This is a genomic window from Bifidobacterium cuniculi (genome assembly GCF_000741575.1).
Classification (GTDB): domain Bacteria; phylum Actinomycetota; class Actinomycetes; order Actinomycetales; family Bifidobacteriaceae; genus Bifidobacterium; species Bifidobacterium cuniculi.
The window spans coordinates 38,613-59,490 of the sequence record NZ_JGYV01000024.1 but is presented as its reverse complement, the minus strand read 5'-3'; the positions used below and the strand labels follow the sequence as shown (position 1 = coordinate 59,490).

The following is a 20,878-nucleotide window of genomic DNA, read 5'->3' as shown; positions in this document are numbered from 1 at the left end:
GAGGCTCACTTCTGGCCCTGCGCCGCCACGGCGGCGGCACCGGCGGCTGCGGCCTCGGGATCGAGGTACTCGCCGCCCTTCTTGATCGGCTTGAAGTTCTCGTCGAGCTCATAGACCAGCGGCATGGCCGTCGGGATGTTGAGCTTGGCGATCTCTTCCTCGGTCAGGCCGTCGAGCATCTTCACCAAGGCACGCAGGGAGTTGCCGTGCGCAGCGATGAGGACGGTCTTGCCGCTCTTGAGCTCAGGGACGATGTCGGACTCCCAGTAGGGCTCCACGCGGGCCACGACGTCGGCCAGGCACTCGGCTTCCGGCACCGGGTCGCCGGCGTAGCGCGGGTCGTGGTTCTGGGCGTACTCGTCGTCCGGGTCGATCTCGGGCGGCGGGGTGCCGTAGGAACGGCGCCACAGCATGAACTTCTCGTCGCCGTACTCCTCGCGGATCTCGGTCTTGTTCTTGCCCTGGAGGGCACCGTAGTGGCGCTCGTTGAGGCGCCAGTCGCGCTTCACGGGGATCCACAGGCGATCGGCCTCGTCGAGGGCGATGTTCGCAGTGTTGATGGCGCGACGCAGCAGGGAGGTGAAGACGATGTCCGGCAGGACACCCTTCTCCTTCATGAGGCGGCCGCCGTTCTTGGCTTCCTCGACACCCTGCTCGGTCAGCGGGACGTCAACCCAGCCGGTGAATTGGTTTGTCTTGTTCCATGCGCTCTGACCATGTCGGAGCAGTACCAGTTTGTAGGTCATGCCCTTCAGTCTACCGGCCAGTGGTGCCAAAACGGTACCGGCCTGTCGTGTTTCGCACAGCACACGAAGCCGGGCCGAAACGAAACTACAACGCCAGCGCAAACCCGGCGAAGCTCACGGCGAGCGCCAGCGCCAGTTCGGACAGCAGCAGCATGGCTCGCATATGCTCCCCCTGCCAGGCGGCGCGTACGGCGAACCAGCCGAGCAACTCGACGGCCACCATGCCGACCACGGCGCAGAAGCTCCACCAGATGTCCGGGTTGTCGTCGCCGCGCACGCCCAGCCAAATGGTGGCGGCGAGCATCGCCACGCCGACCATGGCAAGCATCGCGGTCAGGCACACCAGGGAGGCGGTGTGCCCCATGCGCACTGCGAGGGTGCGTTTGCCGGCTTCCCGGTCGGTGTCGAGGTCGCGGATGTCGTTCACGCCGATCATGGCGAGGGCGACCAAGCCGGCGAGCACTCCCCCGACCCAGCTGAACAGGTCGGTGGTGCCGCTCATGACGTAGGTGGTGCCGACGGTGGCGACGGGCCCGAAGAAGACGAAGGCGGCAATCCCTCCCCAGCCGTGGTAGCCGTACGGGTGGGGGCCGCCGACGTAGCACCATCCGGCGGCCACGCAGATTGCACCGAGTGCGAGGAGCCACCAGTGCCCGGTGAGTGCCGTGGCGACCAGTCCGCACAGGCAGGCCAGTGCGGCGCTCGCGGCGGCAGCGGTCAGCACGGCGCGCGGCGCCACGCCTGACGCCACCAGTCGTACCGGCGCGTGCAGTTCCTCGTAGTCGGGCACGTGGCCGTCATCCGGGTCGACCGTGCCGGCACCCCCGCGGTGCGCGTCGGTGCCGCGGATGCCGTCGGCGTAGTCGTTGGCGTAGTTCGCCCCGATCTGCAGGAACGCGGCGACGGCCAGACACAGCACGGCAAGCAGCCAGGTGCGGCCGGACGACGCGGTACCGTGCGCGCGCAGGAGATGCCAAGCGGCAGCCACACCCATCGCTACGGGTGCCACGAACAGGGCGAGGGTGCGCACACGGGCGCCGAGGACGATCTGGTGGAGGTTCATCATGTTGGGTGAGGATACTCCCACCTCTTCAGGTGGGAGATGAATCGCCCTTCTCCTTTCTTCTCTAAACATGCTATAATTATAGCATTAGTGAAATTTTCTTGTGAGTAGTGAGAGGAGGTGAAATGCTCGTTACTATCACTGCGAAAATTCGTATTCGTCCGACTAGCGAACAGCAAGCGTTGTTAGATGCGACGTTGGATGCGTACCGTCAAGCATGTAATCACGTGGCTCAATACGTGCAAAAATCCCATGACACGGTACAGAAAAACGTCCATCAAGCCAACTATGCCATGCTACGCTCCGATTATAGGTTGCCGAGCCAAATGGCTTGCTCAGTCACCAAAACTGTTCTTGCCAAGTACAAGGCGTTGAAGACGACTGGAGTGAACAAGCCGACAGGTAAGTGGACTCGTCCTGATTTTCGTAAACCGCAGTTGGATTTGTGTTACAACCGTGATTACACGTTGAGGAAGAACGTGTTTAGCGTCAATACGCTGCAAGGCCGTATCAAAGTTGCCTACTTTGATACAACTATGGAACAGTACTTGAACGGTACTCATAAACTAGGTACTGCCAAGTTGGTATCCAAGCATGGCAAATACTTCCTGCACATTCCTGTCACCATAGATGTTGCTGAACTGAAGGATACGAATGTGACCCATGTGGTCGGCATCGACCGTGGCATCAACTTCCTTACTGCAACCTACGACAGTCATGGCAAGAGCGGGTTTGTTTCGGGTAAGAAGATTAAATCGAAGCGTGCCCACTACAAGAACCTGAGAAAAAGGTTGCAAAAGAAGGGCACTGCCAGCGCACGTAGGCGTTTGAAGAAGATAGGGAATCGAGAAAACCGTTGGATGCAAGACATCAACCATTGCATCGCTAAGGCACTCGTCACCAACAACCCTCAAGGCACCATGTTCGTGTTGGAAGACCTCACCGGAATCCGCAATGCCACCGAAAAGGTACGAGTACGAGACAGGTACGTGATGGTGTCGTGGGCGCATTACGACCTCGAACAGAAACTCACCTACAAGGCTCAACTCCACGGCCAAAAAGTCGTGAAAGTTGACCCAGCATACACGAGTCAACAGTGCCCCAAGTGTGGGCACACGGAACGAGCGAACCGTAATAAGCGTCTCCATCTCTTTACTTGCAAGAACTGCCACTACAGGTCAAACGATGACCGTGTGGCAGCAATGAATCTGTATCGGAAGGGAATCAACATGCTAGTACCATCCGACACGGTTGAAACAGAACATGATTCTGTCTCACAGGGCGCTGTCAACCGTCCTTAATGCAACGTCACCCACCGAAACTCTCGTTACGGCGAGGGAAGAAGTAAAAGGCAGAAGCAACATTAACCAACATGTTGCGTTCGCACTGCTGGACAGTGGCAAGCCGCCGCTTCTACAAGCGGCGGTAGTTGACACAGCGCATTGTGCCACCGTGGACACCCAAACGAAGCGAAATCGGCTTCGGAGAGTCGTTTTTCGGAGACACCCCTCGGCATCGGCAATCCCGAACCGCCATTTTCCAACGATTCGCAGAGACGATATTGAGGGGTATGCCAGAAAAACGACTCTCCGAAGCCGATTTCGCCCATTCGGGTGCTTCCAGTGGCGCAAACGGCTCGCCGCCGAGGCCGCTCACACGTTGAATTCTGCGCCCACCTCCTGCCTGGGGCGCAGGTCGAGGTTGGTGACGTGCGCGTCGGGGCCGAGGCCGGCCACCCAGGCGATGGTGTCGGCCACGGTCTGGGGCCGGATGTAGCGGTCGGGTTCGAAGGGCACGTCGAGTGTACGGTCGATGCCGGCGAGCATCTTCGTGTCGATCTGCCCGGGGTAGATGGTGGTGACGCGCACGCCGTGGCCCGCTTCCTCGAGGCGCAGCGTGTTGGCATAGCCACGCAAGGCATGCTTCGAGGCAGCGTACACGGCGTGGTCCGGCACTGCCCGCTCCCCCGCGCCCGAGTTGATGAACACGATCGTGCCGCGCGCAGCGCGTACCTGCGGCAGCAGCGCGCCCGTCAACAGGGCCGGTGCCGCCACGTTCGTGCGCAGTACCCGTTGCCAGGTGGCTGCGTCGGCGTCGGCGGCCGGCCCGACGCTCGCCACTGCAGCGGCGTGGACGAGCAGGTCGAGTCCGTCGGACAGGCGTGGCGCCAGCTGCGTTTCGGCCCATGCGGACAGGCCGTCCGTGTCGGACAGATCCACTGCCGTCGCCTCGACGCCGTCTATCCGCTCGAGACTGCCCGCGTCCTGCGATGTGCGTACCACGGCGACGACCCGCCATCCGAGGGACGCCAGCGTGTGCACGGTGTGGCTGCCCACGCCGCCTGCCGCGCCGGTGACCACTGCGGTACGCGCCGTGCCTTGCCTGGGTGCGTCTTGTGTCATGGTTGTTTTTCCTTCCGTCTTGTCCGCAAAGGGCGCTCAGTGCGCGCCGCCCAAGTAGGCTTCCTGCACGCGCGGGTCGTGCAGCAGGTCGCCGGCCGGCCCGTGCAGCCTGATCCGCCCGTTCTGCAGCACGTAGCCGTAGTCGGCGATGGACAGTGCCAGCTCGGCCTGCTGCTCGACCATGAGCACGGAGATGCCCAGGTCGTCGCGCAACGCGGCGATTTGTTCGAGCACGTCCTCGACGAGCTTGGGCGACAGGCCCATGGTCGGTTCGTCCATGCAGATGAGCTTCGGCCGGCTCATGAGCGCGCGGGCGAAGGCGAGCATCTGCTGTTCGCCGCCGGACATGGTGCCCGCCTGCTGCCTCCTGCGTTCCGCCAGCCGCGGGAAGCGCGCATACATGCGTTCGAGGTCCTCCTCGACGCCTGCGCGGTCCGTGCGGGTATAGGCGCCGGACAGCAGGTTCTCCTCCACGCTCATGCGCGGGAAGACGCGGCGCGCCTCCGGCACGGCGGCGATGCCCGCGACGACGCGCGCACGTGTGGACTCGCCCGTGATGTCGCGTCCCTCGTACTCGATCGTGCCGTCGGTGACGCGGTTGAGGCCCAGGATCGTCTTCATGGTGGTCGACTTGCCGGAGGCGTTGCCGCCGAGCAGCGACACGATGGCGCCTTGCGGGATGGTGATGGAGACGTCCTGGAGCGCATGCACCTGCCCGTAGTGGACGTTGACGTCGTGCAGCCTGAGCAGCGCCGTGCCCTCGGGTTCGTCGGCATCCTGCGCGCCGGCGCCCTCGATGGCGTTCTGCGTGGCGAGGACGTCCTGCTGGCCGCGGGTGCGCGTGACATGCAGCTCGCGGCGCTTGCCCAGGTAGGCTTCGACGACCTGCGGTGCCTGACGCACCTCGTCGGGGTCGCCCTGCGCGATGATCCGGCCGCCGTCCATGGCGATGACCCGGTCCGACAGTGCCGTCACCAGCTCGATCTTGTGTTCGACTAGCAGGATGGTGTGCCCCTGTGCCTTGAGGTACTGCAGCTGCTCGAGCACTTCCGCGGTCTCCGACTGGTTCATGCCGGCGGTCGGCTCGTCGAGCAGCAGCAGCGACGGCTCTCTGATGTGCGCGCGGGCAATCTCGGTACGGCGGCGGTTCGCGTACGAAAGCGTGTAGGCGAAGTCATGGCGTCGCGAGCCGAGGCGCTCGCGGAACCGGTCGACCTCGATGCCGACGCGCGCATCGACCGCGGCGCGTTCGCGGCGCACCTTCGGCCCGTGGACGAGCGCGACCGCCGTTTCGGACAGCAGGTTCACCCAGCGCAGCAGCGGGTAGCGCTGCAGCTGCCGGAAAGGCCGCTGTTCCTCGAGCTTGCGGTGGTAGCCCAGGGCGATGTTCTCGTCGACGGTGAGCGCACCGAAGACACGGCCGTTCTGGAAGGTGCGCGACAGGCCGCGCTCGGCCACGTCGGGCACGGTGAGTCCGGCGATCGACCGGTCGTCGACGTCGATGATGCCGCCGTCGGGTGCGAGGAAACCGCTGATGAGGTTGATGGTGGTGGACTTGCCCGACCCGTTGGGACCGATGATGGAGATGACCTCGCCCTGGTGCAGGTCGAAGGAGATGCTGTCGACCGCCTTGAGTCCCTTGAAGGATTTCTCCAGGTTGCGCACGGACAGCACGACCGGCTCGTCGAGCACGGCCTCGCGGTGGTGGCGGGCGTAGGCAGCCGGATCGCCGCCGAAGGGTTCGAGCGCCGCGGAATAGGGGTCGACCTGCTCGACCGGTCCGCGCACCTCGCCCGGCCGGAAGCCGTCGAGGCCCGTGGGCGCCGTGGGTTGTGGAGCGTTCATGGTGTTCAGCCTTTCCGTGCGAACAGGCCCTGCGGCCGGAACATGATGACGAGGACGAGCAGCGCGCCGTAGGCGAGGATGCGCGCTTCGGGCACGACGCGCAGCAGTTCGGGCGCGCCGATGAGGATGATCGAGCCGAGCACGGCGCCGATCGGCGAGTTCATGCCGCCGAGCACGATGATCGTGAGGATGAGCAGCGACATGTTCGAGTTGAAGATCGTCGGGTCGACGTAGGTGTACTGGTGTGCCAGCAGTGAACCCGCCAGGCCGGCCAGGAAGGCGGCGACCGCGTAGGCGAGCGCCTTGTATGCGCCGGGGCGGATGCCGATGGCCTCGCTGGCTTCCTGGTCGGAGCCGATGGCGTCGAAGACGTGCCCGAGGTGCGCCTTCTGGATGCGCATGACGATGACGAGCGCCACGAGGAGCACGATGACGTCAAGCAGGTAGATCTTCTGCTGCGTGTTGAGGGTGGCGCCGAAGACCGTGGGGAACGGGATGCCGGTGATGCCCAGCGACCCGTGGGTCAGCGGTTCGGCCACGCGGATGAGGGCGACCATGACGGCACCCAGGCCGATGGTGGCGATGGCCACGTAGTGCCCGGAGAGTTTCCATGAGGGGAAGGTGAGGATGCTGGCGAAGAGCGCCGCGATGACGCCGGCGGCCAGCAGGGCCGCCAGGAAGGGCCAGTGCAGCTGGGTGGTGAGGATGGCCGACGCGTAGGCGCCGAAGGCCACGGGTCCCGCCAGGCCGAGGATGGTCTGGCCTGCCGAGCCGGAGATGAGTGTGAGGCCCACGGCGGCGATGGCGTAGATGGCCACCTGCGTGCCGATGCCGGCCAGGTAGTCGCTGAAGAGGAAGGGCGTGGCCAGCAGGGCGGCCGCCAGCGCGAGGTTGCCCCACCAGGGCAGGGCGATGGGCCGTGCGCCGGCGAGGAAAGTGCCGGTCATGGGTTCGGACTTGACATCCGTCTTGGGACCGAGGAGTCCCTGGGGACGGGCAATCAGGATGATGATCAGCGCACCGAAGGTGATGAGGTCGTGCGCGCCGTCGCCGAACCAGAAGACGCCGACCGCCTCGACGACGCCGAGCACGATGCCGCCGACGACGGCGCCGGGGATGGAGCCCAGGCCGCCGATGGCTGCCGCGACGAAGGCGGTCAGGCCGATGGTGCCGCCGTTCATCGGGTTGATGTTGCCGTTGAACAGGCCGATGAAGATGCCGGCGATGCCGGAGAGCACGGCGCCGATGACGAAGGCGAGGTTGCGGATGCGCTTGACGGGGATGCCCATCTGCTGGGCGGCCTGCGGATCCTGCGCGGTGGCGCGGATGGCGCGTCCGGCCTTGCCGTACGTCAGGAAGGCCCACAGGCCGAGCATGGCGAGTACGGTGACGGCGACCATGACGATGTCCGAGGTGCCGAAGCGCACGCCGGCGACCTGCAGGTTGGAGGTGTCCAGCAGCTTGGGGAAGGGGCGGGTGCGCGCCCCGAAGACGATTTGCAGGCCGTTGTCGAGAATCTGCCCGACGCCGATGGTGGCGAGGAGCGCAGCGATCGGCTTGCGTCCCTCGAGCGGTGCGATGATGCCGGCGTTGATGAGCCAGCCGAGCAGTGCGGTGACGACGATGACGGCGACAACGACGGGGATGATCGGCCAGCCGAGCACCGAACCGGTGTACCAGGCGAGCATCATGCCGACGGCGACGAGCGAGCCCTGGGCGAAGTTGACGATGTTGGTCACGCCGAAGATGAGCGAGACGCCGACGGCGACGAGTGCGTACGCGCCGCCGTGGATCAGGCCGGAGAAAAGCGTATCAATCACGGTGGTCCCTTAGGTGATGGCGGGCGGCGCCCATGGTGTCCGGTCGCCGCCCGCCGGGTTGCATTGGCGGCTCACGCCTCGTAGGGGACGAACTTGCCGTCCTTGACGACGAGCAGGATCGGGTTGATGCCCGGGGCGCGCCGCGTCTCCTGGTCGAAGGAGAAGGTCGTGTCGTTGCCCTGGTAGAGCGGGAAGTCGTCGACGGTCTGCAGGGCCTTCTGGATGCCCTCGCGGGTCGGCTCGGTCTTGTTGGCCGCGTAGGCGAGGTCCTTGATGGCTTGGTAGGCGGTCACCTCGAAGTTGCCGGGATTGTTGCCGTAGCGCTCCTTGAAGGCCTTGACGAAGGCCTGGGCGCCCGGGTTTTCCGTGCCCTCGGCACTGAAGGAACCGGTGATGACCGCGCCTTCGGCGTTGTCGCCGGCCAGGTCGAGGAATTCGGCAGTCTCCTGGCCGCCGAAGAAGGGCCCCTCGTAGCCGAGCTTGTCGCGCAGCGTGTTGGCGATGAGGGCACCATCGGGGCCGTAGCCGATGTCCACGATGAGGTCGGGCTTCGCGTCACGTGCGGGGATCAGGATGGGCGACAGGTCGGTGGAGTCCGGCAGGTAGGAGGATTCGTACACGATCTCGGTGCCGTTCTTGGCGGCCTGCTCCTTGAAGTATTCGTAGGCCTGCTTGCCCCAGTCGTTCTCGATGTAGACGACGGAGACCTTCTTGCCGATCTTGGCGGCGGCGTCCGCGTAGGCGCGTTCGTATGAGTCGGTGCCGATGGCGGGGCTCCACACGTGGTCGCCCGTCTCGGTAAAGGTCGGCGAGGAATTGTTGAAGCCGTAGTGGACGAGCCCGGCCTGCTGGAAGGTGGGGGAAGCGGCGGCGGAGGCCGGCGAGGCGTAGTCGCCCACGACGGCGATGACGGAGGCGTCGGCGGCGAGTTTCGGCGCCACGGAGGCGTCCTGCTTGGGATCGGATTGCGTGTCGTAGTAGACGAGGCCGAGCTGCTTGCCCTGGAGGCCGCCATCGGCGTTGACCTCGTCCTTGGCCAGTTCGAGGCCCTGTTCGAACAGGCGTCCGTATTCGGCGTACTGGCCGGTCTTGGGGTAGAGGACGCCGATGTTGACGACGTCGGCGTCTGCTGCGTCGGCAGTGCCGTCGTCGCCGTCGAGGCCGCAGGCTGCGGTGCCTGCGATCAGTGCCGTGGCGGTGGCTGCCGCGGCGAAGGTCTTGAGGAATCGATGGATGGTTCGGGACTGGATGCTCATGGGTATTGGTTCCTTGGTTCGAAAAAGGTGTGCAAAACTAGGGCGGCCGGCGGCCGGCCGCCCGGTCGGTATCGTCGTGCCGCATGCCGCAAGGCATGTCGGCGTCGTCATCGTTCGTATCGTTGCGCATGCCGCAGGGCATGTCGCAACAGCCGTCGGTACACATGGCGCACCTCAGGCGCGCAGCTCGGCGAGCACGGCGAGCGCCTCGTCGGCCGCGGGGGTGGGAACGGTGCAGCTGGGTGCCAGGAGGAAGGGGCGTCCGTCGCGCAGGGCCACGGTGTCGTTCAGCTCCTGCCGCAGGCGTGCAAGGTCGCCGTCCGGTCCGAAGTCCTCGGAGTGGGCACCGGCCACGGGCACCGCGGCGAAGTCCGCGTCCGCGGCGGGGTTGCCGTCGGCGTACTGGTCCCACTGCAGGATGTCCACCGCGTCGATGTCGAACCAGTCGGGGTTCGCATGGTCGCGGCAGGTGTGCAGCAGCACCTTGGAGTCCCGGTTCGCCTCGTGGATCGCCGTGAGGACGATTTCGTCGTAGGGGCGCCCGAATTCCTCGTACTGTTCCTTGGTGAACAGGCCGGCGGTGCCGGTGACGGCGTAGAAGATGCCGTCGAGGCCCGCTCCCCCGAGGTTGGCCGGCGTCACGAGCTGGGCGGCGACCTTCGCGAAGGTGCGTGCGATGTTGCCCAGCGCCTCGTGGGCGCGTTCGGGCTGGTCGAAGACGAGTGCGTCGAGCGTGACGGTCGGATGGGCGTGCGTGTCTCCGGCATAGAGCGGCAGGTCGGCGAGCTGCAGCAGGATCGACAGCGGCGAGAAGAGCGTCTGGATGACGGCGCGGTCCTGGAGGCGTTCGCGGATGAGCGTGGCGGCCTCGATGGACTCGGACAGGACGGGGTTGTCACGCCAGTCGAGTTCGGTGACCTTCGTGATGTCTTCCGGCGTCTTGATGACGTCCTCGACCTTGCGCGGGATGACATAGTCGCCGTAGTCCTGCGGGTCGAAGCGCGACCCCCAGCTTTCCGCGTACCACACGGCGCGTGGGTTGATCTTCACCCAGTCCCAGTCCCACCGCTTGACGAAGTCGACGTAGGCGTCGGCGAAGGCCTCGGCGCCGTATTCGTGCCCGATGAGATGCTGCCATGCGGCGGTGAGGTGTCCCGCGCCCGGCTCTCCCGAGGCGATGGCGTGGAACTGTGCCCTGCGATTGACCATGGTTGGTCCTCCTTGAAGGGGTTGTGTGATTGTCGGTTGGAGGGGAACGGCGTCGTGGCGCATGGCGCCCCGACGGCCGTGGTCCCGAGCGTACCGCACACGCAACGCCAAAACACCGGCTTCCTTACAGGTATTGGTTATGGCCGTCCATCACGCGCCGGAATGTCGCCCCCGAGGAACGTGCCATAGGTTTTGCCTATGGGTGGGGCAGACCGCACACCACGAAAAAGGCCCTTCCCCGCTTGGGGAAGGGCCTGGAACCGAGGCTGGCTCGCCTTACTGCTGCTTGCCTTCGTCCGAAGCGGCGTCACCGCCGATCGGCGGGATGTCGGACTGCTGGAACGGAATGGCGCCCTGCTGCTCGCTTTCCACGGTGACCGACGCCTGCGGCGTGGCCGCGGTGTACTGCGTCTGCTGCGAGTAGGACACGGACTGGGAGGACTGCGTCTGCTGCGGCATGGGCGCCTGCTGCACCGGGAAGGTGCCGGCGGCGGGCTGGGCGGGATACTGCGGAGCCTGCGGCATCGGCGGCATGCCGTCGGCCGCGGCGGTCGGTGCGTTCGGCACGCCGAACTGCCAGTTGCTGCGGTCGGCGCTGCTCGGCGCGCCGGGTGCGGGCACACCGAACTGCCAGCCGTTGTCGGCATACTGCGCCGCCGGCTGCGGCGTGGTGTCGAGCGGCGTGAAGGTGCCCTTCTCGGCACGCATCGCGTTGTACTGGGAGGTGATGGTGCCCACGAGCATCACGATGAGCGCGATGATCATCAGGTACATGCCGAAGCTGTAGGAGATGCCGCCGGTCGCCACCAAGGTACGGGCGGCACCCAGAATCATGAAGAGCGCGACAAGGGTGGTGTAGATGGTGGCGGTCAGCGCCGCCTCGGTCCGGCGCAGCACGGCGAGCACGCCGATGGCCACGGAGGACAGCAGGATCAGCCACGGCACGCCGGAGCCGCCGACGAAGCCGAAGGTGGCCATCAGGCTGGCGCTGCCGCCCCAGCGGCTGCTGAAGAAGGGGATGAACACGGAGATGATGGCGAGGACGGCGCCGACGACCGTGACGATCGAGGCGTAGTCCACCTTGTAGTTGCCCATCTTCACGTGGCCATGGCCCATGTTGTCCGCGAAGTTGTTCACGCCCTGCACGGCGTCGACGCCGGCAGGCTGCTGCGGTGGCATGGCCGGCTGCTGCGGCTGCTGCGGGCGGGGAGGCATCTGCGGCGTGGGCCGCTGGGGACGCGGCGGCATCTGGGGTGCCCCGGTCGGGGTTTCGTTCGGGTTCATGGTGAATCCCTTCTTTCGTGTGTTCGGTGACGCGTCATGCGCGCGACTAGTTCCCAAGGGTAGCAGGGCCGGGCGCATGGCGTCGGCGATTTCAGTTCAAGGGCTTGACGAGCGGGAAGGTGATGGTCTCACGGATGGTGGCACCGGTCAGGGCGATCAGCAGGCGGTCGATGCCCATGCCCATGCCGCCGGCCGGGGGCATGCCCACGCCGAGGGCCTCGATGAAGTCCTCGTCGATGTCGCAGGCCTCCTCGTCGCCGGCGAGCGCATCCTTGGCCTGGGCCACGAAGCGTTCGCGCTGCACGACGGGGTCGTTGAGCTCGGAGTAGCCGGTGGCCAGTTCGAATCCGCGCACGTAGAGGTCCCACTTCTCCACGACGCCCGGCTTGGAGCGGTGGCCCTTGACCAGCGGCGAGGTCTCCACGGGGAAGTCGCGCACGAAGGTGGGCTGGTAGAGCCTGTCCTCGTAGAAGTGCTCCCAGAGGTGTTCGACGAGCTTGCCGTGATTCTCCACGTCGTCGCGTTCCACGCCCAGCTTGTCGGCGATGCGGCCGAGCTCCTCCACGGAGGTGCCGGGGCTGTCGGGGCCGCCGTTGGGCACGATCTCCTGGCCGAGGGCCTCGGAGAGCGAGTCGTACATGCTGATGGTCTTCCAGTCGCCGCCGAAGTCGTATTCGGTGCCGTCGAGCAGGGTGACGGTGGTGGAGCCGAAGACGTCCTTGGCGGTCTGCTGCACGAGCTCCTTGACGAGCGCGGCGATGGTGTCGTAGGTGCCGTAGGCCTCGTAGGCCTCGACCATGGTGAACTCGGGGGCGTGCGTGGCGTCGACGCCTTCGTTGCGGAAGTCGCGGTTGATCTCGAAGACGCGGTCGATGCCGCCCACCAGGCAACGCTTGAGGAAGAGTTCCGGCGCGATGCGCAGGTACAGGTCCAGGTCGAAGGCGTTCATGTGCGTGGTGAAGGGGCGCGCGGCCGCTCCGCCGTGGATGGTCTGCAGCATCGGGGTCTCGACCTCGAGGAAATCGTGGCGCTCGAAGGTGTGGCGCAGGGAGGTGACGGCCTTGGAACGGTTGCGCACCATGTTGCGCATCTTCTCGTCGGCGATCATGCCCAGGTAGGGCTTGCGGGTGCGGGTGTCCTCGTTGAGGTCCTTGTGCAGCGCGGGCAGCGGCTGCAACGCCTTGGCCGCGATGGCCCACTCGTCGGCGAAGACGGACAGTTCGCCGGTCTTCGAGGCGATGACGCGGCCCTTGAGGAAGAGGTGGTCGCCGAGGTCGACGAGCTGCTTGAACTGCTTGAGCGAGTCGGCGCCCAGCTGCTTCTTGGAGAGCATGCCCTGGATGGTGGCGCCGTCGCCGGCGGCGAGCTGCACGAAGCACAGGCCGCCCGCGTTGCGCAGGAAGAGCACGCGGCCGGCGATGCCGACGACGTCCTCGGTCTCCTGGCCGGCCTCGAGCTTGCCGTCGTACCTGGCGCGCACGTCCTCGATGGTGGCCGTGACGTCCAGTCTCACCGGATACGGGTTGAGGCCGTCCTTGAGCATCATGGCGCGCTTGGCGACGCGCATCTGCACCTGCTCGGGGTGGGCCAGCGGTCCGTATTCCTTGTTGGAGGGGTCCACCGCCTCGTCGAGGGTGGCGCCCTCGTCGATCCTGCGGGCGATGGTGGCATCCTGGTCCATGAGCATTTCGGCGCGTTCGACCGTGCTCATGGCCGGTGCGGGGACGGTTTCGTCGATGACGATCTCTTCGGTGTCGTTCGCTTCAGTCATAGGCCACCAGTGTAATGTGGTGCCGATACAGTGCCCGGCGGTTCAGCCGGCCGCGCGGCGCACCCCCATCGTGCGATGCCTGCCGGCGCCGCGCACCCGGTTTCCGTCACGTGGACCATGGCATGTCCCGGCTCATCGGGGGATTCCCCGCGCACCGGCGTCCTTGTTCCTCCGCACCAGGTCCCTGACGCTTGGCTGATGCGTCGCCGCCGGCACGGAATACCGGTCGTAGGAGATGAAACAGCGTCGGTAGACCAGCAGGATGATGATCGAATCCGCGACGAGCGTGAGCGCCGCGATCGACGCGAGGATGACGAACTGGTACTTCGCAGCGCCCACCGGGTTCGCCCCGGCAATGATCTGTCCGGACATCATGCCCGGTATCGTCACGATGCCGCTCGATGCGAGCTGTGCAACCGTGGGCAGGAGACCAAGACGAATTGACGAGATCATCGACGGTCGCGCCGCCTCCCATGTCGTGGCACCGAGGGCAAGCAGCGTGGTCACCTCCGCCTGCCGCTCGCGCATCGATTCGAAGAACCTGTTCAGGCCAAGCGCAAGTGCGCTCACGGTATTGCCGAGGAACATGCCCGTGAGCGGCAGGATGAGCTGCGGCGCATACCACGGTCGGGGCCGTACGATGAGTTCCGCGACGACGGCGAGCATGAGCAGCATCGTGACGACAAGCGCGAGCAGCACGGTGCCGACCAGCCCCTTCGGCGCCCCCGTCGCGCGCCCCAACGTAATCTGCACCGCCGCAAGCAGCATGAGCGCGACGAGTCCGACGACGAGCCATACGTTGTCCTGTCGGATCACGTACTGCAGGATGAGTCCCATGGCGAGCAACTGGACAAGGGACCGTACGGTAGCCCACACGAGCGATTTCGCGACGCCGGTTTCCATCAGCGCCGAGATGCCGGCCGCGACCAGGACCATGGCGACCGCCACGACGAGTCCCTGGATGTCGATGTCGAGGTAGGCGTCCATGCTCATCGCCCCTTTCCGCCGAACGGATCCGCATGCTGCGTGACGGGCTGCACCGGCACGTCGCGCAGCATGCCGTCCTCGAGCACGACCATGCGCGTCGCCCGGCCGTCCGGTGCGCGATGCCGGATACGTACGACTGCCGCCCCCTGCCGTGCGACGTCCTTGAGCAGGTCGGCGACCTTTTCCGCGTTCCCCTCATCGAGACCTGCATCCACTTCGTCGGCGAGCAGTACGCGAGGCTTCGTGAGCAAGGTCCGTGCCAGACTCACACGTGCCGCCTGACCGCCGGAAAGGTCGCGCGGTACGTGGTCGAGGCTGACGTCCCGGCACCCCATGCGATCGAGCATCGCACGGATGCGCGCATCGGAGAGCAGGTCCCCAGGTTCGCGTGCGCCGCCGCCCCGCCGGACCCCGAGCGTCCACGGCAGACGGATTGCATCCGCAACCGTGTCCCCCATGAGCGTCGGCGTCTGCGGCAGGTATGCGACGGCACTGCGCCACGTCTGCGGCGTGAACGCATCCGAGTCCTTGCCGTCGAGGAGGAAAGTACCGGTCGCATGGACGTTGAGCCGCGCGAACGCGGTCAGCAATGTCGACTTGCCCGACCCTGACGGTCCCGTCAGATCGACCACCTCGCCTCTGTCCACATGGAATCCGAGTCCCCTGAATACCGTGCGCTCACCGCCGTGCCACGGCATGACCGCGGTCACGTCACGTGCAGCAAACAGATGGACTTCCACAGGTGTCGCCGACGGCCTTCCGCCCATGATCGTGCCTTTCTTTCCCTTGCGCGCCGCACGCCTTCCACCGGTCGCCGGGGCCGTGCCGACGTTCCCGTACGCCCACTCTACCAAGGGGCCGGCCGCATTTGCCGAGAGTCCCTGGCGACCGCCCCAGGGAACATCGTCGCGACCGACAGACGACACGCCGGAATTTGCATTTCCTTCACGATGTCGTATGATTATCTTCCGTTGTGATAACGGGCTATGGCGCAGCTTGGTAGCGCGCTTCGTTCGGGACGAAGAGGCCGCGAGTTCAAATCTCGCTAGCCCGACCAACAAGGAAACCCCACCGGAAACGGTGGGGTTTTTCGTTATGGTCGGATGGTCAGGCTGCCATCGTGGCGCCGTAGGCCCTGGCGAAGGCGTGCTCCAGGTCGTCGAGCAGGTCCCGGGTGTCCTCCAGGCCGATCGACAGGCGCACCACGTCGTCGCCGACGCCGGCACTGCCATGGAAGGAGCCAGGGACCTCACGGTGGGTGATGCGCGCGGGGTCCACGATCAGCGAGCGCGTGTCCCCGATGTTGGGAATGTAGGTGAACAGCTGCGTCGCGTCGATCAGTGCGCGCACCTGGTCGCGGCCGCCGGCGAGCGTGAAGGACAGCAGGCCGCCCACGCCGTGCGGGAAGTAGCGGCGAACGAGGCTCTCCTGGGTCGCATGGCCGTCGGCCCGTTCCTGCGCCAGCCGCAGGTCGAGCGCCGCGGTGTTTTCCTTGTCCTCCCCCGCCAGCAGTCCCGTGTACTGCAGGCGCGTCACCTGCGGCTGGCGACGGAGCCATTGCGCGATGGCCGTCGCCGAACGCACCTGTTCACGCACGCGCACGGCCAGGGTCTCGATCCCCATGAGCTGCAGGTAGGCGTCCATTGCGCCCTGCACGGCGCCGAGGTTGTGCAGGGCCTTGGCGCGGACACGCGCGGCGAAGGCGTCGTGTCCGTAGCGTCCGGAGAAGCTGCGCCAGGCGCCGCACCGCTCGTCGCTGATGGCCAGGTCGGGGGCGGAGAACTGCGGGAAGCGGGCGGTGCCCCAGTCGAAGGTGCCGCCGTCCACCACGATGCCGCCCAGGGCGTTGCCGTGTCCGCACAGGCCCTTGGTGGTCGAGTGCACCACCACGTCCGCGCCGTGTTCCAGGGGACGGAACAGGTACGGGGTGGGCACGGTGTTGTCGACGATCACGGCCACGCCGTGGCGATGCGCCACCTCGGCCAGGCCGGCCACGTCCGTGACCTGCGTGGACGGGTTGGCCACGCTTTCCGCGAAGATGGCGCGCGTGTCGGGGCCGATCAGCGCCTCGACCGCGCGCAGGTCGTTGATGTCGTCCACGAAGTCCGCGTCGATCCCGAAACCCGGGAAATAGTCGCGCAGGGCGTCGATGGAAGCGCCGTACAGGCTCGTCGGCGCGATGATGCGTCCGCCGCCTTCCGCCGCGGTGAGCAGGGCCGCGGCCACGGCGCCCATTCCGGAGCCGAAGGCGACCGCGGACCGGCCGTGTTCGAGCGCGCAGATGCGCGCCTCGAGCACGGCGACCGTCGGGTTGCCCACGCGCGAATACGCGAAGCCGTCCTGCTCACCCGCGGACAGTGCGTCGCCGCGGGCGGTGTCACGCAGGTCGAAGGCCGCGGACAGGTAGATGGGCGGCACCGCTGCGTCGCCGTGGTCGCCGGCCTCGTAGCCGGCGTGGATGGCCTGGGTGGCAAAGCCGCCGCTACACGCACAGTTCATCATCGCCCTCCTATTCCCCGGCGAGCGCGAAAGAGAGCGTGTGGGCGTGGTGGACGGCGAGCCCGAAGGCGCTTTCGAGGTCGTCGATCAGGTCGCGTACGTCCTCGATGCCGATGGACAGGCGCACGAGTCCGTCCGTGATGCCGACCTTGAGCCGCTCCTCGCGCGGCAGTTCGAAGTGGGTCATGCGTGCGGGCAGCTCGGCGAGGCTTTCCACGGCGCCCAGGGAGACAGCCAGGCGGAAGACGTGCAGGTTGTCGAGGATGTCGGCCGGATCGAGCACGGGGTCGACCTCGAAGCTCAGGACGCCGCCGGAGCCGCGCAGTCCCTTGCCGGCGACGGCCTCGCCGTGCAGTCCCGGATAGTGCACGTCGCGCACATAGGGGTTCGCGTCCAGCCAGCGCGCCACGGCGAGCGCGTTCTCCTGCTGGCGTTCCAGGCGCAGTGCCAGGGTCTGGATGCCGCGGCGCACGGCGTCGCACTCGGCGGGCGGCAGGACGCCGCCGAGGCGGTTCTGCGCATAATAGACGCGGGCGGCGAGGTCCTCGTCGCGCACGACGGCGAGGCCGGCGATGACGTCGGAGTGGCCGGCGAGGTACTTCGTGGCGGAGTGGATGACGATGTCGGCGCCCAGGTCGAGCGGCTGCTGCAGCAGCGGCGTGACGAAGGTATTGTCCACGATGACGATGGCGCCGGAGGCGTGGGCGATGCGGGCGATCTGCGCGATGTCGTTGACCTGCAGCAGCGGGTTGGTCAAGGTCTCCACGTAGACGGCCCTGGCGGAGGGCACGTCGCGGGTGTCGCCATGGATGGCACGTGCGAGGGCGTCGCCGTCCTGCGTGTCGACGGGCGTGGAGAGCAAGCCCCAACGCTGGAAGTGCTCGTTGAACAGCGAGTAGGTGCCGCCGTAGATGTTGGAGCCGACGACGATGCGGTCGCCGGGCTTGAAGATGGAGAGCACCGCATGGATGGCGGCCAGGCCGGAAGCGAAGGCGAAGCCGCGGGTGCCGTGCTCGAGCTGCGCGATCTGCGCCTCGAGGAAGTCACGGGTCGGGTTGCCGCTGCGCGCGTAATCCCAGCGGGGCATGGCGTCGACCGAGGTGAAGGAGTAGGTGGATGAGTTGTAGATCGGCGGGTTGACGGCCCCGGTGGCGTCCGTGCGTGCGGACGGGTCGCCGTGAACGAGTTGCGTGTTCAGCTGTGCCATGTGCACCTCCTTGGGATGTCGCGGGGCCGCCCGGTGCGGCCCGACATCTCAAGAACCTACGACGGCGGCGTCCACGACACGCGCCCGCGGCTATACGCATTGCCTATGGGCCGTTCAAGAGGTCCCACGGTTCACGTTTTTCGGCCGGGAAAAGTTCTGCGCCAGGCTACCTCTGCCGCTTGCGCACGGCACCTGCCACGGCCCATGCCACGGCGACGACGGCGAGGAAGATGCCCAGGCCGGCGAACAGGTAGCCGCCGAGGTCGTGCAGCTGGGCGAAGGAGAGGAGGGTCGTGTCCATGAGGGCGCCCACCACGAGGGCGAGGATGCCGACGAGGGTCACGATGGCACCGAGCACGATGGTCGCGGCGCTCGGGCCGGTGGGGGCCGGCTGCTGCTGCGGCAGCGGGCCAGGCGTTGTCGCATACAGTGGCACCTGCTGCGGCCGGGTCGGCGGCACGGGAGCGCCGGGACTCCCTGCTTCGCCTTGGCCCTCCGGGCCGGACGCCGATGCATCCCGCACATCCGCGTCCGCATCCATGCCGTCGGCGACGTCCTCCCCGCCGTCGCCGACGGGGATGGCATCGTCAGCCGGCGGTTCCGTCACCCTTCCCAGCACCACGGTTTCCACCGTCGTGTCCCCGGCCGGCTCCGGCTGCGCCCCCATGACGAGGGTGGGGTCGAGGACCGTGCCGTTCTCCTCCACGAACCGTTCGTCCAGCGGCACGTCCAGGAGGTCACGTTCCTGTCCGTCCGGCGGCACCAGGAATTCCTGGGTCTCGTCCTTCATGTCCTTGTCGTCGTTCATGCTCGTTCCTTTGCTCAATGATCTGCCTTGTGAGGCTGCCGATGCTTCGGGCCGTGCCGACGGGCGGTCGGCGCGCCCGCCGGCACCATGCTCACTTGTCGTTGATGCCTTCGTATTGGATGCTGACGGAGGCGCCGACCAGCACGTTGGGCGACACCACCAGTTCGGGGATCGCGACGGCGTCGTTCGCCATGACCGCGCATGGCCAGTAGCCGCCGTCCTTGACGAGCTTGCGGACGCTCTCGTTGGCATCCTCGGAGAACCTGACCTCCCCGTCGGAGCCGACGGCCACGCCATCGCAGAACCAGTTGAGTGCCGAGTCGTCGAACCACCGTTCATCCCCGTAGATGTCGTCGTCATCGTCATCGAAGCTGTCATCAAAATCATCCCAGTACTGCTGGCTTTCGCCGGTGTGCACGCTCAGGAAGGGCGGGATCGAGACATCCACGCGCTCGCCGGAATTGGTGTTCACGCGGATCAGCGCGAAGTCGCCGCTGAAGGGGTTGAAGCCGGAGATGACCGAATGCTTGCCGCCCGTGACCGTGTAGCCCGTGGTGATGACGCCGCCGTGTTCTTCCGCCTCGCCCCAGGAGCACCCCTGCGGCAGCAGTACACGCACCTGTGCGCGGGTGGCCACGATGTTGACGTCGCCGGCCGGACAGTTCGACATGCCGTCCGAGCCATCGTTGAGGGCCACGCGGTGGGCCTGGTGGTGCTTGGCGTAATCGGTCAGGTCGATGGTGAGGATGTCCTTGTCATAGTCGTGGCCTTCCACGGCGATGCCCTTGGCCAGCTTCTCCATGTCCGCCTTGGTGGAGCCGATGGTGGCCGGTCCGTCCATCACGATGCGCGTGTAGGAGCCGCCGGGGTTCATGCTCACATGCATGAGCGTGCTGTAGGCGGTGCCTGCCGCCACCATGCACAGCGCGACGACCATGGCGATCCAGGCGAAGGGATGCAGCCCGCCGGTACGGTGGCCGCGGATGCCCAGGACGATGATGATGACGCCGAGGATGGCGGTGACGCCGCCGACGTACAGGATGGTCGGCTGGAGTGTGCCCGTGATTGCGAAATGACGGTCGTAGAGGCTCAGGATGGCGCAGGAGGCGATGACCAGGCCCAGCACCAGCAGCACGAGGGGCGCGCCTGCGCCGGGACGGCGCGCCGCACGCGGCTGCGGCGCCGGCCTGGGCGCAGCAGCCGCGGGGCGCGGCATCGCGGCGGCTTGGGGCGTGGCAACCGGCCGAGGTGCAGCAGCCTGGGGCGCGCCTGCAGGATACGGTGGCGCAGGCTGTGCCGCAGCGGCCGGTCGAGGCACGGCAGTCGCCGGTGCAGCGTTCTGCGCATAGGACGTCGGCCGTACGGACGGCTGCCCCATGGGCGTCCTCGGCGGCTGTGCCGGACCGTCGGACGGACCGGTGCCGGGGCCCGGCATCGGAGGCTGTGCCAGGAAGCGGCGTCGGCCGTTGTCAACCAGCAGGTACATCGCCAGCATGGCGAACAGGCTCGCCGGCAGGCCGCCGGTGCCGAAGGGGATCCATGGCGTCCAGACGAAGCCGCCGATCAGCACGCACAGGATGACGCCGATGAAAGCCCAGTCCCAGCGACCTTCGAAGATCTCCTCGCACAGGATCGTGCCGGTCATCTCGTCGGGCAGCAAGAACCAGCCCAGGGCGTAGAGGATGGCGCCGAAGCCGCCGAAGAACACGGCGATGACCATGAGGACGCGCACCAGGGTGACGTTCCACCCCAACGTGCGGGCGATGCCGCCGCACACGCCCGCGATGACGCGGTCGTTGGTGCGCATGATGCGGCTTTCGCGGATCCACCGGAAGAAGCGGTTCTCCGGCTTGGGGGCCGGCTGCTGCGGCTGCGGTGCCGCATCCTGCGTATACGGGGAGGCATAAGGCTGACCCGCCGCTCCTTGCGGCTGACGGGGGTCCGGATTGGTGTTGCTCATGGTCCCATTACAGCAAAGGCA

The 20,878-nt window shown here is 66.6% G+C and carries 16 protein-coding genes and 1 tRNA gene; 2 read left to right on the top strand and 15 right to left on the bottom strand.

Features of this window, described 5'->3' with window-relative positions; all coding sequences use genetic code 11:
• Nucleotides 1–5: 5 nt before the first annotated feature.
• Nucleotides 6–746: a phosphoglyceromutase gene (locus BCUN_RS09575; RefSeq protein ID WP_033516340.1), complete on the bottom strand. Its 741-nt coding sequence runs from the start codon at nucleotides 744–746 to the stop codon at nucleotides 6–8.
• 85 nt (nucleotides 747–831) lie between these two features.
• Nucleotides 832–1,812 (bottom strand): 1,4-dihydroxy-2-naphthoate octaprenyltransferase, encoded by a 981-nt coding sequence (gene menA / locus BCUN_RS09570; protein WP_051921010.1) that lies wholly within the window; start codon nucleotides 1,810–1,812, stop codon nucleotides 832–834.
• A gap of 122 nt (nucleotides 1,813–1,934) precedes the next feature.
• Here menA and BCUN_RS09565 point away from each other — a divergent pair, with 122 nt between their 5' ends.
• Nucleotides 1,935–3,110: an RNA-guided endonuclease InsQ/TnpB family protein gene (locus BCUN_RS09565; protein WP_051921009.1), complete on the top strand. Its 1,176-nt coding sequence runs from the start codon at nucleotides 1,935–1,937 to the stop codon at nucleotides 3,108–3,110.
• Between the two features lie 351 nt (nucleotides 3,111–3,461).
• On the opposite strand, the gene BCUN_RS09560 is transcribed toward BCUN_RS09565, so the two are convergent.
• The 9 genes from BCUN_RS09560 to BCUN_RS09520 form a co-directional block, all read right to left on the bottom strand.
• On the bottom strand, nucleotides 3,462–4,211 hold the full coding sequence (locus BCUN_RS09560; RefSeq protein ID WP_051921008.1) for an SDR family oxidoreductase: 750 nt from the start codon (nucleotides 4,209–4,211) through the stop codon (nucleotides 3,462–3,464).
• A gap of 36 nt (nucleotides 4,212–4,247) precedes the next feature.
• The gene (locus BCUN_RS09555; RefSeq protein ID WP_033516341.1) at nucleotides 4,248–6,056 is read right to left on the bottom strand and encodes an ATP-binding cassette domain-containing protein; all 1,809 of its coding nucleotides are present in this window, start codon (nucleotides 6,054–6,056) and stop codon (nucleotides 4,248–4,250) included.
• Nucleotides 6,057–6,061: 5 nt separating this feature from the next.
• Nucleotides 6,062–7,876: an ABC transporter permease gene (locus tag BCUN_RS09550; protein WP_033516342.1), complete on the bottom strand. Its 1,815-nt coding sequence runs from the start codon at nucleotides 7,874–7,876 to the stop codon at nucleotides 6,062–6,064.
• Between the two features lie 71 nt (nucleotides 7,877–7,947).
• On the bottom strand, nucleotides 7,948–9,132 hold the full coding sequence (locus BCUN_RS09545) for an ABC transporter substrate-binding protein (RefSeq protein ID WP_033516343.1): 1,185 nt from the start codon (nucleotides 9,130–9,132) through the stop codon (nucleotides 7,948–7,950).
• A 174-nt stretch (nucleotides 9,133–9,306) separates the two neighbouring features.
• Complete coding sequence (locus tag BCUN_RS09540; protein ID WP_033516344.1) at nucleotides 9,307–10,341, bottom strand: uroporphyrinogen decarboxylase family protein; 1,035 nt, start codon at nucleotides 10,339–10,341, stop codon at nucleotides 9,307–9,309.
• A gap of 276 nt (nucleotides 10,342–10,617) precedes the next feature.
• Nucleotides 10,618–11,625 (bottom strand): hypothetical protein, encoded by a 1,008-nt coding sequence (locus BCUN_RS11625; RefSeq protein ID WP_051921007.1) that lies wholly within the window; start codon nucleotides 11,623–11,625, stop codon nucleotides 10,618–10,620.
• Nucleotides 11,626–11,716: 91 nt separating this feature from the next.
• The gene (lysS, locus tag BCUN_RS09530; RefSeq protein WP_033516345.1) at nucleotides 11,717–13,396 is read right to left on the bottom strand and encodes a lysine--tRNA ligase; all 1,680 of its coding nucleotides are present in this window, start codon (nucleotides 13,394–13,396) and stop codon (nucleotides 11,717–11,719) included.
• Between the two features lie 132 nt (nucleotides 13,397–13,528).
• The gene (locus tag BCUN_RS09525; protein WP_051921006.1) at nucleotides 13,529–14,383 is read right to left on the bottom strand and encodes an ABC transporter permease; all 855 of its coding nucleotides are present in this window, start codon (nucleotides 14,381–14,383) and stop codon (nucleotides 13,529–13,531) included.
• A gap of 2 nt (nucleotides 14,384–14,385) precedes the next feature.
• A complete protein-coding gene (locus BCUN_RS09520; RefSeq protein ID WP_051921005.1) occupies nucleotides 14,386–15,150 on the bottom strand; it encodes an ABC transporter ATP-binding protein in 765 nt (254 codons plus the stop codon).
• Nucleotides 15,151–15,363: 213 nt separating this feature from the next.
• Here BCUN_RS09520 and BCUN_RS09515 point away from each other — a divergent pair.
• Nucleotides 15,364–15,440 (top strand) — tRNA-Pro (locus tag BCUN_RS09515).
• 50 nt (nucleotides 15,441–15,490) lie between these two features.
• Here the strand turns inward: BCUN_RS09515 and BCUN_RS09510 are convergent.
• The 4 genes from BCUN_RS09510 to BCUN_RS12460 form a co-directional block, all read right to left on the bottom strand.
• A complete protein-coding gene (locus BCUN_RS09510) occupies nucleotides 15,491–16,882 on the bottom strand; it encodes an O-acetylhomoserine aminocarboxypropyltransferase/cysteine synthase family protein (protein WP_238552415.1) in 1,392 nt (463 codons plus the stop codon).
• Between the two features lie 10 nt (nucleotides 16,883–16,892).
• A complete protein-coding gene (locus BCUN_RS09505) occupies nucleotides 16,893–18,089 on the bottom strand; it encodes a trans-sulfuration enzyme family protein (protein ID WP_033516347.1) in 1,197 nt (398 codons plus the stop codon).
• 166 nt (nucleotides 18,090–18,255) lie between these two features.
• Nucleotides 18,256–18,897, bottom strand: coding sequence for a hypothetical protein (locus BCUN_RS11620; protein WP_051921004.1), 642 nt, complete (start codon nucleotides 18,895–18,897; stop codon nucleotides 18,256–18,258).
• 91 nt (nucleotides 18,898–18,988) lie between these two features.
• Nucleotides 18,989–20,857, bottom strand: a complete 1,869-nt coding sequence (locus BCUN_RS12460; RefSeq protein ID WP_034258646.1) for a PspC domain-containing protein — start codon at nucleotides 20,855–20,857, stop codon at nucleotides 18,989–18,991.
• Between the last annotated feature and the right edge of the window lie 21 nt (nucleotides 20,858–20,878).